Origin of the sequence: Pseudomonas sp. NPDC096917 (genome assembly GCF_044762555.1) — a bacterium.
Lineage (GTDB): Bacteria > Pseudomonadota > Gammaproteobacteria > Pseudomonadales > Pseudomonadaceae > Aquipseudomonas.
This window is the reverse complement of sequence record NZ_JBIWEO010000001.1, coordinates 390,617-403,718: the sequence shown is the minus strand read 5'-3', so window position 1 is coordinate 403,718 and position 13,102 is coordinate 390,617. Positions and strand designations below refer to the sequence as shown.

The 13,102-nt window shown below is 54.7% G+C and carries 10 protein-coding genes; 4 read left to right on the top strand and 6 right to left on the bottom strand.

Annotated features, from left to right (window positions below; all coding sequences use genetic code 11):
* The first annotated feature begins 23 nt into the window (after positions 1–23).
* Positions 24–1,157: a tRNA epoxyqueuosine(34) reductase QueG gene (gene queG, locus ACIQYF_RS01780; RefSeq protein ID WP_402855960.1), complete on the top strand. Its 1,134-nt coding sequence runs from the start codon at positions 24–26 to the stop codon at positions 1,155–1,157.
* Here the strand turns inward: queG and ACIQYF_RS01775 are convergent.
* Positions 1,107–5,762: an RHS repeat domain-containing protein gene (locus ACIQYF_RS01775; protein WP_402855957.1), complete on the bottom strand. Its 4,656-nt coding sequence runs from the start codon at positions 5,760–5,762 to the stop codon at positions 1,107–1,109. The genes queG and ACIQYF_RS01775 overlap by 51 nt on opposite strands.
* 62 nt (positions 5,763–5,824) lie before the next feature.
* A complete protein-coding gene (locus ACIQYF_RS01770) occupies positions 5,825–6,820 on the bottom strand; it encodes a hypothetical protein (protein WP_402855954.1) in 996 nt (331 codons plus the stop codon).
* Between the two features lie 480 nt (positions 6,821–7,300).
* Between ACIQYF_RS01770 and ACIQYF_RS01765 the strand changes: the two genes are divergently transcribed.
* Complete coding sequence (locus ACIQYF_RS01765; RefSeq protein WP_402855951.1) at positions 7,301–7,558, top strand: DUF3077 domain-containing protein; 258 nt, start codon at positions 7,301–7,303, stop codon at positions 7,556–7,558.
* On the opposite strand, the gene ACIQYF_RS01760 is transcribed toward ACIQYF_RS01765, so the two are convergent.
* Positions 7,555–8,166, bottom strand: coding sequence for a trimeric intracellular cation channel family protein (locus ACIQYF_RS01760; protein ID WP_402855948.1), 612 nt, complete (start codon positions 8,164–8,166; stop codon positions 7,555–7,557). The two genes, ACIQYF_RS01765 and ACIQYF_RS01760, sit on opposite strands and share 4 nt — an antisense overlap.
* 145 nt (positions 8,167–8,311) lie before the next feature.
* On the opposite strand from ACIQYF_RS01760, the gene ACIQYF_RS01755 reads away from it, so the two are divergent.
* Positions 8,312–9,394: an RHS repeat-associated core domain-containing protein gene (locus tag ACIQYF_RS01755; protein ID WP_402855945.1), complete on the top strand. Its 1,083-nt coding sequence runs from the start codon at positions 8,312–8,314 to the stop codon at positions 9,392–9,394.
* A 45-nt stretch (positions 9,395–9,439) separates the two neighbouring features.
* On the opposite strand, the gene orn is transcribed toward ACIQYF_RS01755, so the two are convergent.
* Complete coding sequence (orn, locus tag ACIQYF_RS01750) at positions 9,440–9,982, bottom strand: oligoribonuclease (RefSeq protein ID WP_402855942.1); 543 nt, start codon at positions 9,980–9,982, stop codon at positions 9,440–9,442.
* A gap of 106 nt (positions 9,983–10,088) precedes the next feature.
* Here orn and rsgA point away from each other — a divergent pair, with 106 nt between their 5' ends.
* On the top strand, positions 10,089–11,120 hold the full coding sequence (rsgA, locus tag ACIQYF_RS01745; RefSeq protein ID WP_402855939.1) for a small ribosomal subunit biogenesis GTPase RsgA: 1,032 nt from the start codon (positions 10,089–10,091) through the stop codon (positions 11,118–11,120).
* Between the two features lie 62 nt (positions 11,121–11,182).
* Here rsgA and motB read toward each other — a convergent pair whose 3' ends face one another.
* Positions 11,183–12,172: a flagellar motor protein MotB gene (gene motB, locus ACIQYF_RS01740; RefSeq protein WP_402855936.1), complete on the bottom strand. Its 990-nt coding sequence runs from the start codon at positions 12,170–12,172 to the stop codon at positions 11,183–11,185.
* Between the two features lie 3 nt (positions 12,173–12,175).
* Positions 12,176–13,027: a flagellar motor stator protein MotA gene (gene motA / locus ACIQYF_RS01735; protein WP_402855933.1), complete on the bottom strand. Its 852-nt coding sequence runs from the start codon at positions 13,025–13,027 to the stop codon at positions 12,176–12,178.
* Positions 13,028–13,102: the final 75 nt, after the last annotated feature.

Below are 13,102 nucleotides of genomic sequence, written 5' to 3'. Positions count from 1 at the left end.
TCAGCTCCGGTTTCTCTTGCCTCATGCCTGCTATTACTACCGACCTCCCCGCTCTTGCTCAGTCCATCAAGGAATGGGGCCGCGAGCTGGGCTTTCAACAAGTCGCCATTGCCGGCCTTGATCTGGGGGAACACGAACAATATCTGGAGCGCTGGCTGGCCGCTGGCTACCACGGCGACATGGACTACATGGCCGCCCACGGCAGCAAACGCTCACACCCCGAAGAACTGGTGCCCGGCACCCTGCGCGTGGTGTCGTTGCGCATGGACTACCTGCCCGGCGACACCCACATGGCGCAATTGCTGGCCCAACCCGAAAAAGCCTACGTGTCGCGCTACGCACTGGGCCGCGATTACCACAAGCTGATCCGCAAGCGTGTGCAGCAACTGGCCGACCGCATTCAGAAAGATATTGGCCCGTTTGGTTTTCGTGCCTTTGTCGACAGCGCCCCGGTGCTGGAAAAAGCCATCGCACAAAAAGCCGGGCTGGGCTGGATCGGAAAAAACACCCTGGTTCTCAATCGCAAGGCGGGCAGTTACTTCTTCTTGAGCGAACTGTTTGTGGATCTGCCGCTGCCAGTAGATGAACCTCACGAAACGGAACATTGCGGGCGCTGTACGGCGTGCCTGGACATTTGCCCGACCAACGCGTTTGTCGGCCCCTACGTGCTGGATGCACGACGCTGCATTTCGTACCTGACCATCGAACTGAAAACCGCGATCCCCGAAGAGTTGCGCCCGCTGATTGGCAATCGGGTGTTTGGCTGCGACGACTGCCAGATCGTCTGCCCCTGGAACCGCTTTGCCCGCACCACCGCCGAGGGCGACTTCAAGCCCCGGCATAACCTGGACAACGCCGGGTTGGCTGAGCTGTTTATGTGGGATGAAGACAAGTTTTTGAGCAACACCGAAGGCTCGCCCCTGCGCCGGGCCGGTTACGAACGCTGGCTGCGCAATTTGGCGGTGGGTTTGGGCAATGCGCCTTCAACCATTCCCGTGCTGGAAGCGTTGAAAGCGCGGCGCGATTACCCATCGGCTTTGGTGCAAGAGCATGTGGAGTGGGCGTTGGCACAACACGCCACTCGGCAAACAGCCCCTGGCCTTAACTCAAGTGTGGCCCCCGACTTGTTTAATCTCTACAGAGGCCTTACGGAGTAAAAACGTCACGCGGTCCTTACCGCCAATGCGCACTTCAAATTGATTCGACTTACGGCTTAATTGGGTGTACTTCGCTTGACCTATTCGCTCAGCGGCAACTTTAGGGTGAAGGTTCTCCTTATCAATCGCGTCAATGAACGCCTCGTAATCACGCATTGCGCTATCGCTCAAGTCGGGCTTTATATTTCGCGGTTTGGGCCTGATAAGGTTCCACTTGAACGAAGACTCTTCCTCTGCCGGATTTAACCTTGCCATCTGCTTTGCCGCCTTTGCTCCTCCCCTCCCAGAGAGGCCTTGTTTAAATGCATCATTCATGCGGTTACCCCACTGACTGAATGCTTTCGTCGAGGCCGCGAGCCCAGCCCCTAACGATAAAAGCCCCAAGCCTAAACTCACATAACCCAGCACATCCCCCGCGCCCGAGTTCGGAAACAACTCCTGTACTGCGGCTCCCGCGATACCTGCTACGCCACTGGCGACCCCCGCCACCAACCCGGTAATCGCCAAGGGAGTCGCGGCGCCGAAGCTTAGAATGCTCGCAAGAATACCAAACACTGCAAGGCCAACACCCAACCAGGCCTGCCACGAAGAGTGCCCAGTGGGGTCACTGCGATTAATCGGATCACCCAAGCAATACACATAAGGATTGAGACCACCTTCACCAAACGGGCTAAGGCTGTCAGGGCTTTGAAAACGCATCAGCAGCGGATCATAAGCGCGATAACCATTACCCAATAAGTAGCACCCGGTGATCGAGTCAAATCGCTCATTGTTTAACCCTAACAAACTCTGCAGGCCATCTTGGGCCGTGCGCGCGCCATAGGGTGTGTAGGTGACAGCGCGTAAAGGTGCCGCCTCGGCCAAGACGGTATTTTGATGGTCAACACCCAACAACACTGTTTGATCAAGCGAGCCATGCAAGCCTTGCCCCAGCAATACATCCCCCAGCCGGAAGAAAGTCGCCGCATCAGGGCCCCTGACTTCACTGCTGACGGCATCATTTCGATAAAAAAGATGCGTGGATGTTTGCTCGCTGTCGGTCATTTCAAGTAACCGATCCCGGGCGTCATACCCATAACGCCGGATGACCGAACTCACTGCCACTGAGACTTCGCTCAAACGGCCCAGCCCGTCATAACCCAGGCTACGGCCCTGAGTGTCGATTAGCAGTTTGCCGTTGGCGTCATAACGCAGCGTGATCGCCGCCGGGTAATCCGGATGAGAGTGCTGGAGGCCGATCAATTGGGTCGGATCACGCTCACTCATCGTATAAGTGGTGGTGTTTACTCCCCCCGGGAACTGGGTTTCCAGCGAAACAATATTGTCAAACGCGTCAAACGTGAACCGTTGCCCCACTATCTCTTTGCCGAAAACGTCAAGCGGGCGGTGCGTACCTGCGCAGCGGTAGGTTTCTAGCCTGCCCCGCGAGTCATAACTGAAGTTCTCGTCCCGAAGCATACCGGTCGCGCCAACCAGGGTGCGCTGCGCCACCTTGCTGGCCTTGGTGTAGCGGGTTGTTAACGTATAGGACTCACTGCCAACAAGTTCGATCACTCGCTGCACTTCACGCGCCAGCGCGTCATAGCTCAGCGTAGTCTTCAACTGCTGCGATGATGCATCCGTCGCGCTTATCACATGCAACTGACCTAGCGCGTTGTACGTGAACTCAGCAGTCAAATGCGTGTGCCTGAAAGACTTAACACGACCCGCAGCGTCGTACTCGTAACGGTGTTCTTCCCCTTTCACGTCTACATGACTCAAGACACGCCCGCCCAACGAATAGCGGTTGGTTGTTTCATAAGCGTGCCCAGGTAAAGCCCATCGCTCATGGGTCAGCCAACCGGCACGCGAATATTGGAAAGTTCCCACGCGGCCCTGCTCGGAGCACTCCGACATCAACCCCGACCGAGGGTAATAGGCATAGTTCGAGATTTGATCGGCCTGCGTACGTCGGGTCAAAAGCCCATCCAGCAAAGGCTCGTATTGGTGTGTAACACGTCGACCATCAGGCTGGATGATGGCCGTGGGCGCGTGCCCCGAGCCTACGTATTCGTGCCTGACCTCCCGCCCGCCCGTCACGGCACTGATCAATCGCCCCAGTCCATCGAAGGTTTGGCTGCCCAAGGTCTTGCCAGCCACGCGAATCTCTACAGGCAGAGCGTCATGACTAAAGGATGCATAACGGGTTTCAACCACATTGCCATCTGGCAACGTACTTCGACTAAGACGCCCAAACGCATCGTAGTGAAAGGAGGTCACGTTGCCTGCGGGGTCTGTCTGTTGTGTGCACCGATCAAAACCATCATAGGCATGGGTCGTCTTAGCCTGGCTAACCCCCTCCACGTCGAACAACTCGACACTCACAGGCTTGCCCCGCTCATTGAAAAACGTCACGGTTTTGCCATGCCCCTGCTTCCATCGGGTTTCACATAACCGCTCTTGCTCTCGCTCGATGTAGTCATGCAAACCATCTGGGCCCTGAATGGTTTTAACCTTGCCCCAATCGTCATACTCATAGCGGGTGCGCTGGGCCAGAGGGGCTCCATTGAGCCAGTCAGTGGCTGTTTCACTCTGAAGCTGGCCAGAACTGTTGTACGTATTCGCTTTAACGACCCGCAAAGGGATGCCGCTCGCAGAACCGTCTACCTCATCCTCTTCTTCGAGCGTGCAGACACGGCCAATACCGTCATAAGTCACCCGCTGCCGCATGCCATTAACATCGGTCACCAATAGCGTGGGGTACTGAGACTCTGCCTGCGGCAATTGATAAACGCGTACGGTATGCGCCGCATAGGCCGTACCTTGCGACACTGTTTCGCGGGTCACACGCCCCAACGCGTCATATTCGTAACTAACAGGCGCCTTGCCTTCTTCCTGGGTCGACAGGCAATTGCCCGTCAGCGCTGCATAGACAACCGTGCTCGCGGCGCTCTTTGCGTCGTGCCCCGTGAGCGCAGTTTTAACACTCACTGCCAGGTTGTTGACGCTGTAGGTATAGGTTTGCCGGGTAGCCAAAGCGTTGAGCGTCGACGTCTTGGCCGACAAGCGGCCATGGAGGTCAGGCGCCTGGGGCGCGTTAACGTATTCATAATCGATTTGTTCGTATAAATGCTCGCCCTGTTCGCCGCGCAAATAAAACTGTTCGCGCACAGGAACAATCGAAGCAATTGAATAGCCTTCAAGCAGCGGGGAGCTCGCATACCGGTAGCGCGTGATGCTGCTGCCAGACTGTGAGTCTGCGGGGTTAAATACCGTTCTCTGGCGAGGAAACCTGACAAACGCGAGCGGATCTGGCGGGCAGTCAACACCGCCTTCAGTTGCAAAATACTCAGTCAACGTGGTTAAGCCACCGGGCTCCACTCGCCTGATTTCATTCCCGAAATTATCGTATTCAAACTGCGTGACCTCCTCTCGCGAGCGCTTCGAAATGGCGTCTTCATAGCGCATGACCGAGCGCTTTGGTAAACGGCATTGAGCAGGCTGCTCTTCAAAGCTTTTGCCTGGCTCATAGTAATAATCAAACAGCTGGGAGGTGATTTTCGCACCGCAACGGCGGACTTCAGACACCAACAGGTGAAACTTGTTATAGGTACGCACCGTCTCCTGATAACTGTTGGAATCTCGCAGCAGGGTCTCGTAGGACGTGTAGTTGTAGTCCCCAGCCAATTTATAGAGTGCATCGCTGGCCGTTGACGCTGAAACACCGGGGGCGCCAAAGCCCAAAAAGTTTTGGTCCGAGAAACGATAGCTCTTATGGATGGCTGGCTGCCCATTACCTGGAAACACCGTATAGGTTGCCACCGACGCCATTGCCGCGCGGCCGGCTCCTACCGGAAAGCGCAATCCCGCTTTTTTATAGCTGACGCGCTCAACAGCCCCCATGGGCGAGAAAATCCGCGATACATACGTCAAGCCATCAATGACCTGATAACCAATATCCCAACGGCCTGCGCAGGGCAGCGTAATACTGACGATACGGTTATTGGTGAAACGGATATCAAAACGGGCTTCTTGATCTGTGTCGGGGTATCGCTTGAGCTGTACCCCGGCGCCAGTGCGCGTTATCGACAGCAACGTACGCTGGCTATCACGAACGGCTGCAAGCATTGGCTGGCCGTTGAAGAGCGTGTATTCCAGATCAAGGCTTGCCCCATTGGCTGCCCATATACGCTGCGATACGGCTACGCTGCTCTGGCCCACCCTGCACAATTCTTCACGCTGACCATTAACGGTCGACAGGATGAAACGGTTTTCTTCGGTTTTGCCCAGCCTGAAACGCTCAATTTTTTGGTCAACGAGCTGGACTTCAGCAGGTAACTCCAGCGTTTTACAGGTTTCACCACTGACCAGCGTCAAACATTTAGCCGCGCGGTCATAACGCGTACACGCCAGCGTCCAACCTTTGCCAAAACCGCGGTCCAAGGGGTTGAGCGGATTGAAGTGAAAATTAATGGGCAAAGAGGGACCATTCAGTGCGTGCGAAGTGATCTCCCCCAATGACAGCGTGCAACTATAAATACCCGTTCGCGGATCGACACCTCCCAACAGGAAGCTGCTGAAATTAAAAGCATTTGAATACAATTCTTCGCCTTCCACATCCGACATATATAACGTCCATTTAATAAGTAATTTACAAGCACGCTGCCATTGTTTTAAAAACGGCGAGCCTACTTTAATTCAAGTTCAAAACTGTTCGAGTTAGTGACAATTTGAAAGTTATGAGCGGTACCAAAATCATCCAATACCGTCATCGTAAATGGTTGAGTCTTGGCCGGCACACGTCTGTCGGTCCACCCCGAGAAGCCCTGGACCAACGAAATTTCACCCGGCCTATCGTTGACCTTAATTAAATAGTTCTCCTTGACCCGCCCACTGTGGTCTGCCGGATCTTTTGGCAGCCACACATCTATCGCTCCATGGTGATCATCAGCGATAGCGCACACTATGTATTGGGGGTACCCCCATGTTCCTTGCCGCCAGGGATTACAGTAAATTTCCACTTCACTGTCGCTATCAAACCCAGGGGAAAACCACCCTGCAAGCGGTACTTTTACACCACCGAGATACAACCCCAAGTACCACCTGTAAATTGATCTGGCCGTTCCAGAAAACTCCTCGACTTTAGTTAATCGAAAATTTTCAAAACCATATTGGACAGGTGCAATGGCTTCGAGGGTGACAGAACTGTCGCTGCCTCCAAACGGCCCGCTCGGGTTATTGCTTTTGACAAGCCTGCCATTAGGCAACGTGATGGCTGCGGCAATCCGCTTTTCATCGAGCTGCTCACAACTGACCCAGCGCTGAATTCGTACGACCTTATCGTCAAATTCGCCAATGTGTCGGCGACTACGGCCACCCGCACCTGACATTTCATGCCTGTATTTATTAGGCGTTTCAGAGACGCTCCAGGGTGAACCAAGATCAGCGCCACCTAAATATTCAATTAATTTAAGTGATTCTACTATCTCGGGTGTAGGACGAACTTCTCGCCCCTCCGAATCATGGCAACTAATACACACGATCACGCGAGCTTGCATCCGCCCGTTGGCGTATATTTTTTTGATAGCCGTACCGGGGGCCGAATCAAACACAACTTCAAAAGTAGCCACACCTACAATCTGATTTGTTTGCGCCGATAGCGCAGAATCCAATAATTCATCCATGATATAAACCTAAACCCTCCCTGTTTAATTAACTGTTTTTAATTAACCGCCCCCTTAGAATAGTTAAATAACTGCGCACAACCACTCCTTATCATCTACGCACCGTGTAGGAGTGTTCAGTAATGAAGAGGGATTTATTAAAGCGTTTTCAACTACATCTCAGGGCGTTACATCCCACACAAACAGCAACGTCTTAACCTGATATTTCCCTTTCCCTTGCGGGATATATCCGAGAGAATCCCCACCGCCTTGTGGCGCTGGAACTGTGCGGATAGTCTCGCCAGGTCACTGATTTCAGTGACCGGTTTTGACAGACCGTCTGATCTCGCATGACCACTACTGTGTTATGGCGGCCATGTGCGGGGCATCTTCGGGTGCGCCGAGTTCGCGAGACTCCTCGGTCTGTCAACCCGCACATAGCTGCCACCCTTTCCGATTGACAGCGGATTGACGGCAGCTCCAACGTTTGGAGTTTCTCGCATGAACAAACTAGTCCCCGACCCACCCCTCGACGCCTTCCACACCAGTGCCCATCACTGCACGCGGCTGTACACCATTAACCCCGGCATTCCGGCACGAGATGCACTGATGCAGGTGTCATTGCTGTTAAAAGGCGCGGAGCTGAACGCCGACGACATCAGCGCCCATCTCTCTGGCCTTGAAGCCGAACAGCTGTGGCGCGTGATTCACAGCATGGAGATGGCCCGCGGCCTGGTGGACTCGCTGCTGGCCGATTAATGCTCGTCGTTGTACACGAACTTGGGCATTTCCCAACTGAAGCGAATCGCCAGCAAGCGCAGCAAAAGCCCACCGAACAAGGTGACGAAAATCGCCTGTTCGTTGGGCATGTTCAGGTAAGTGCAGAGCAAGAAGCACCACGCGGCCGCAAATGAAACGCTGGCATACAGCTCACGACGAAAGATCAACGGGATGTCATTGCAGAAGATGTCACGCAGGATGCCGCCAAAGACGCCGGTAATCACCCCACTGACTGACGCCACCAGCATGCCTTGGCCCATTTCCAGGGCGGTCATGCAGCCGATCAGGGTAAACGCCACCAACCCCAGCGCATCGAGTACCAAAAACAGCGAGCGTAAATGGCGCATCAGCGGTGCGATAAAAATCGTCACCAGCGCGGCAAAGGTGGTGAGCACCAGGTATTCCGGGTGTTTGACCCACGTTAGCGGGTAATGCCCCAGCAGCACATCGCGCACCGAACCGCCGCCGAGCGCGGTGACGCAGGCAATCAGCACCACACCAAACCAGTCCATGCCCCGACGCCCGGCAGACAACGCGCCGGTCATGGCTTCGGCAGTAATGGCAACTAAATAGAGCATCAGCAACATGGCAGCGATCCTTGCAGGAAGGCGCGCAGTCTACTCACTTGGTGCAGGCACCAAAAGGGGGCATCTACTGACCTAGCAGATCTGCTAGCTAGGCAAGAGGCTATCCATCACAAACACTGGCCTCTCACCTCTTGGGAGAAACATCATGCAAAAGGACAGTTCAACGCGTTTATGCAATTACCACTACGACCCATTGGATCGCCTGAGCCGCAGCCAGTCTTCAGACCAAACCAGTATCGGACGTTTTTATAATCAATCGCGCTTGGCCACGGAGATTCAAGGCCTGAACCGGCACAGTATTTTTCAACACGGCGACCAATTGCTGGCGCAGCGCTCACACGATGGCAAAGCAATTGACACAACATTGCTGGCCACAGACACACAGTGTTCAGTATTAACTGAAGTGAGCAGTAAAACTCACCGAACAGCGGCGTATACCGCTTACGGTCACACCGACCCCGGCAATGGATTGTTGAGCTTGCTGGGCTTTAATGGTGAACGCTCAGACCCTGTGACGGGGCACTATTTATTAGGCAATGGCTATCGCGCATTTAATCCGGTACTCATGCGTTTTAATAGCCCGGACAGTTGGAGCCCTTTTGGGAAAGGGGGCATTAATGCGTATGCGTACTGCACAAACCCTATTACATATAGCGACCCGACTGGACATATTAAATTCAAAACACTTAGCACGGTGATTGCACGAAGCAGAAGCTCATTAAAAAAAGCCCAAGAAAATTCACTACGAAAACTCACACGAGAAGGAATACCAGAGGTTGAACTTGAGACACAAATCGAATTTGTCAATGACTACATGAGAGCAAGAAAATCGTCAAACCCCTTCATCGAGGTTCTCAGTTATCCGGAAATCTCGACCCTAAACAAAAACCCTAAAACTTTAATTGGTATAACACTGGATACATTTACTGGCAGCGAACTGCACAGACTAGAAACCACCGTTTATAAAAACGTCATGAGCCACATTGCCTCGCGAACTACAGACTCCCAATCTTTACATCGACTCAATAAAAATTATCATCCAGCGATGCAAATAGCCAACTTTATAGCTGAAGACACCCCCGGCGTCTCACCAAGCGAATTTTCAACCTTCCTTATCAACCTATCAAACCACACACCTACAAATATGAACGCCGCCGATTCACTTGGCGTAGAAACTTACTATAAAATGCTGGCAATAAAACTTAAGCAAACGAGAGGAAGTCATTAAAAAACAAGCCCACTGCACTTTCGCAATGGGCTCAAACATGGACAATTAAAACTTAATAAAGTGCTTGCGATAATGCTGCAACTCAGCAATCGACTCACGAATATCGTCCAGTGCCAGGTGCGTGCCTTTTTTCACTAGGCTGTCGCGCACTTGCGGCGCCCAGCGGGCAACCAGTTCTTTGAGGGTCGACACATCAAGGTTGCGGTAGTGGAAGTAGCTTTCGAGGGCTTTCATGTGGGTGTACAGAAAACGCCGGTCCTGGCAGATGCTGTTGCCACAGATCGGCGATTTGCCTTTGGGCACCCACTGTTCAAGGAAGGCGATGGTCTGTGCTTCGGCTTCGGCCATGCTGGTGGTGCTGTCTTTGACGCGCTGGATCAGGCCGCTGCCGCCATGGGTACGGGTGTTCCATTCGTCCATGCGCGCCAGCACGTCGTCGCTGTGGTGGATGGCGATGACCGGGCCTTCGGCCAAGGTGTTGAGTTCGCTGTCAGTGACAATGGTGGCCATTTCGATAATGACGTCGTTGTCCGGGTCAAGGCCGGTCATTTCCAGGTCGATCCAGATCAGGTTCTGCGCGTTGTTCATAAAGGCCTCCAGAGCTTAGTCGCGCAGTTTAGCTTAGGCACCCGGCCCTCGTGCTAAACTCGCCAGCGTTTTACCCTCCTTATCGTTTTATCAACACGGAACACCCATGGCCAAACGCCAGCTCAATCGTCGCCAAAACTGGCGCATCGAAAAGATCCAGGGCGAGCGCGCTGCCCGCGCTGCCAAACGCGAATCCAGTGCCGTCGAAGCGCTTGAAGGCGGCGACTTAGGCCCCGAGCAACTCGGCCTGGTGATCGCGCACTTTGGTGTGCAGGTCGAAGTCGAAGCCCAGGAAGGCGATCTGAAAGGCCAGATGTTTCGTTGCCACTTGCGCGCCAACCTGCCCGCACTGGTAACAGGCGACACGGTGGTGTGGCGCGCGGGCAACCAGGGTATCGGCGTTATCGTCGCCCAGTTGCCGCGTAAAACCGAACTGTGCCGCCCCGACAGCCGCGGCCAGCTCAAGCCGGTAGCCGCCAACGTCGACATGATCGTGATTGTGTTCGCGCCGATGCCCGAGCCGCACGCCAACCTGATCGACCGTTACCTGGTCGCCGCCGAGCACGCAGGGATTCGTCCGCTGTTGCTGCTCAACAAAGCGGATTTGATCGACGATCAAAACGCCCCTGCGCTGAATGCGTTGCTGGGTGTTTATCGTCAGTTGGGCTACCCGGTGCTCGAAGTGTCCGCGCACCACGGCGATGGCATGCAGCAGTTGCAAGCGCAACTGGACGGCCACATCAGCGTGTTCGTGGGTCAGTCGGGTGTGGGCAAGTCATCGCTGGTGAACAGCTTGCTGCCTGAGGTCAACCTGCGGGTGGGACCACTGTCGGAAATTTCCGGTCAGGGCACGCACACCACGACGACGGCGCGATTGTTCCACTTTCCAGGCGGTGGCGAGTTGATCGACTCCCCGGGTATTCGCGAGTTTGGCCTGGGCCACGTGAGCCGAGCGGATGTGGAAGCAGGCTTTATCGAGTTCAACGATTTGATCGGTCGCTGCCGTTTCCGCGATTGCAAGCACGACCGCGAGCCGGGCTGTGCATTGTTGATGGCGCTGGAAGATGGCCGCGTGCAGCAACAGCGCATGAACAGCTATCGCTCGATCATTGCGAGCTTGCCGGAAAGCAGCCACTAGCTCCTCACACAGGCCCGCGCAAATCCCGTAGGGGCGAGCTTGCTCGCTCCTGCACAGAGGCGTTATTGGGTGGCTGGCGCTTTGTCATCAAACAAGTTCAGTTTCTGACGCTCTTCGTGCATCGGTGGCGGCTGTTGGTCGGCTGGCAGTTTGATCGGGTCAACCAGCGCCTTGGGCAGTGTTTGTGCCTTGACCGGGTCAGGCCCTTGCTCGCCCTCAATCGCTTGCTGGGCCTTTTTGGTCAGTACCACGATGTCGATCCGCCGGTTGACCGGGTTGTTCGGCCGGGTTTTGTCGAACAACGCCGATGACGCATAGCCCACAACCCGCGCCACTTGGTTATCGGGGTAGCTGCCTGCCACCAACGCACGCCGCGCGGCATTGGCCCGGTTGGCCGAAAGCTCCCAGTTGCCAAAGTCACCCGTGCCCGCATAGGGCATGGCGTCGGTGTGGCCGCTGATGCTGATTTTGTTCGGCACCGCTTTAATGGTATCGGCCAAGGCCAGCAAAATATCTTCGAAATAGGGTTTGAGGCGCGCACTGCCAACATCGAACATCGGGCGGCTTTCGGCATCCATGATTTGGATACGCAAACCGTCAGGCGTGATTTCGAACAGCAACTGATCCTTGAATTTTTGTAGCTGTGGATTTTCTTCGACCTTGTTTTGCAGTTCTTGCAACAACAGCTCCAGGCGCTCTTTTTCAACCTGCTCGGCCATGCTTTGAATCTGATCCGCATCGACTTTGATTTTGTCGGGCTGAGGTTGCAGCTTTTCTTCCGGGTTGAGGGTGTTGTCCGGCGCCAGCGCTGGCGTACCGCCCAGGTCGATGGTGTAAGGCGTACCGCTTTCCGTGAAGCCGATCGGGTCTTTGAAATAACCGCCAATGGCGATTTTTTGTTCCGGGGTGGCCGCTGTCATCAGCCACAACACCAGAAAGAACGCCATCATCGCCGTTGCGAAGTCCGCAAAAGCGATTTTCCAGGCGCCACCGTGATGGCCTGCGGCATAGCGCTTGACGCGCTTGATGATGATCGGCTGATTGTTTTCCATAAATCAGCGACCGCGAACCACTTGCTCCAGCTCGGAGAAGCTCGGCCGATGCTTGGGGTAGAGTACTTTTCGACCAAACTCGACTGCCAGCGACGGCGGCATGCCCGAGGCCGAGGCCACGAGCGACGCTTTGATCGACTCGTAGACGTTGAGTTCTTCTTTGGCATCGTGTGACAACGAGGTCGCCAAAGGACCAAAGAAGCCATAGGCCGCCAAAATACCGAAGAAGGTCCCCACCAGCGCCGCCCCCACGTGCATGCCGATGGCCGCCTGGTCGCCTTCACCCAGCGAGGCCATTGTCACCACAATGCCAAGCACCGCGGCCACAATACCGAAGCCCGGCATACCGTCGGCGATCCCGGTGATGGCGTGTGAAGGGTGTTCGAGTTCTTCCTTGAGGTTGAACAGCTCCATGTCGAACAGCCCCTCCAGCTCATGGGGCGCCATGTTGCCCGACGACATGATGCGCAGGTAATCACAGATAAACGCAGTCATGCGCTCGTCTTTCAAGACGGTCGGGTATTTGGCGAAAATCGGGCTGGCCGCCGCGTCTTCGATGTCGGCCTCAATCGCCATCATGCCTTCGCGGCGGCTCTTGTTGAGGATCTCGTACACCAGCCCCAACACTTCCAGATAGAAAGTGTGGGTGAAACGCGAACCGAACATGCTCAGTGATTTTTTGATCACGTGCAGGGTCATGTAGCCGGGGTTGGCCTGTAGAAAGGCACCAAAGGCAGCGCCGCCAATGATCATGACCTCGAAAGGCTGAATCAGCGCACCGATCTTGCCGTGGGAAAGCACGTAACCGCCGAGAACACTCGCAAATACGACGATGATGCCGATAATTTTAGCCATAGTTAATAAGGTACTTATTGAGTCGGGTTCAGGGCACATTCCAGCGTAGCTAAAACTCTTTCACTCCTTATCGGC

What these genes read in the sequence shown, in the direction of transcription:
- queG (WP_402855960.1), top strand. Translation starts at nt 24, where the DNA reads ATGCCTGCTATTACTACCGACCTCCCCGCTCTTGCTCAGTCCATCAAG.
- ACIQYF_RS01775 (WP_402855957.1), bottom strand. Translation starts at nt 5,762, where the DNA reads ATGTCGGATGTGGAAGGCGAAGAATTGTATTCAAATGCTTTTAATTTC.
- ACIQYF_RS01770 (WP_402855954.1), bottom strand. Translation starts at nt 6,820, where the DNA reads ATGGATGAATTATTGGATTCTGCGCTATCGGCGCAAACAAATCAGATT.
- ACIQYF_RS01765 (WP_402855951.1), top strand. Translation starts at nt 7,301, where the DNA reads ATGAACAAACTAGTCCCCGACCCACCCCTCGACGCCTTCCACACCAGT.
- ACIQYF_RS01760 (WP_402855948.1), bottom strand. Translation starts at nt 8,166, where the DNA reads ATGTTGCTGATGCTCTATTTAGTTGCCATTACTGCCGAAGCCATGACC.
- ACIQYF_RS01755 (WP_402855945.1), top strand. Translation starts at nt 8,312, where the DNA reads ATGCAAAAGGACAGTTCAACGCGTTTATGCAATTACCACTACGACCCA.
- orn (WP_402855942.1), bottom strand. Translation starts at nt 9,982, where the DNA reads ATGAACAACGCGCAGAACCTGATCTGGATCGACCTGGAAATGACCGGC.
- rsgA (WP_402855939.1), top strand. Translation starts at nt 10,089, where the DNA reads ATGGCCAAACGCCAGCTCAATCGTCGCCAAAACTGGCGCATCGAAAAG.
- motB (WP_402855936.1), bottom strand. Translation starts at nt 12,172, where the DNA reads ATGGAAAACAATCAGCCGATCATCATCAAGCGCGTCAAGCGCTATGCC.
- motA (WP_402855933.1), bottom strand. Translation starts at nt 13,027, where the DNA reads ATGGCTAAAATTATCGGCATCATCGTCGTATTTGCGAGTGTTCTCGGC.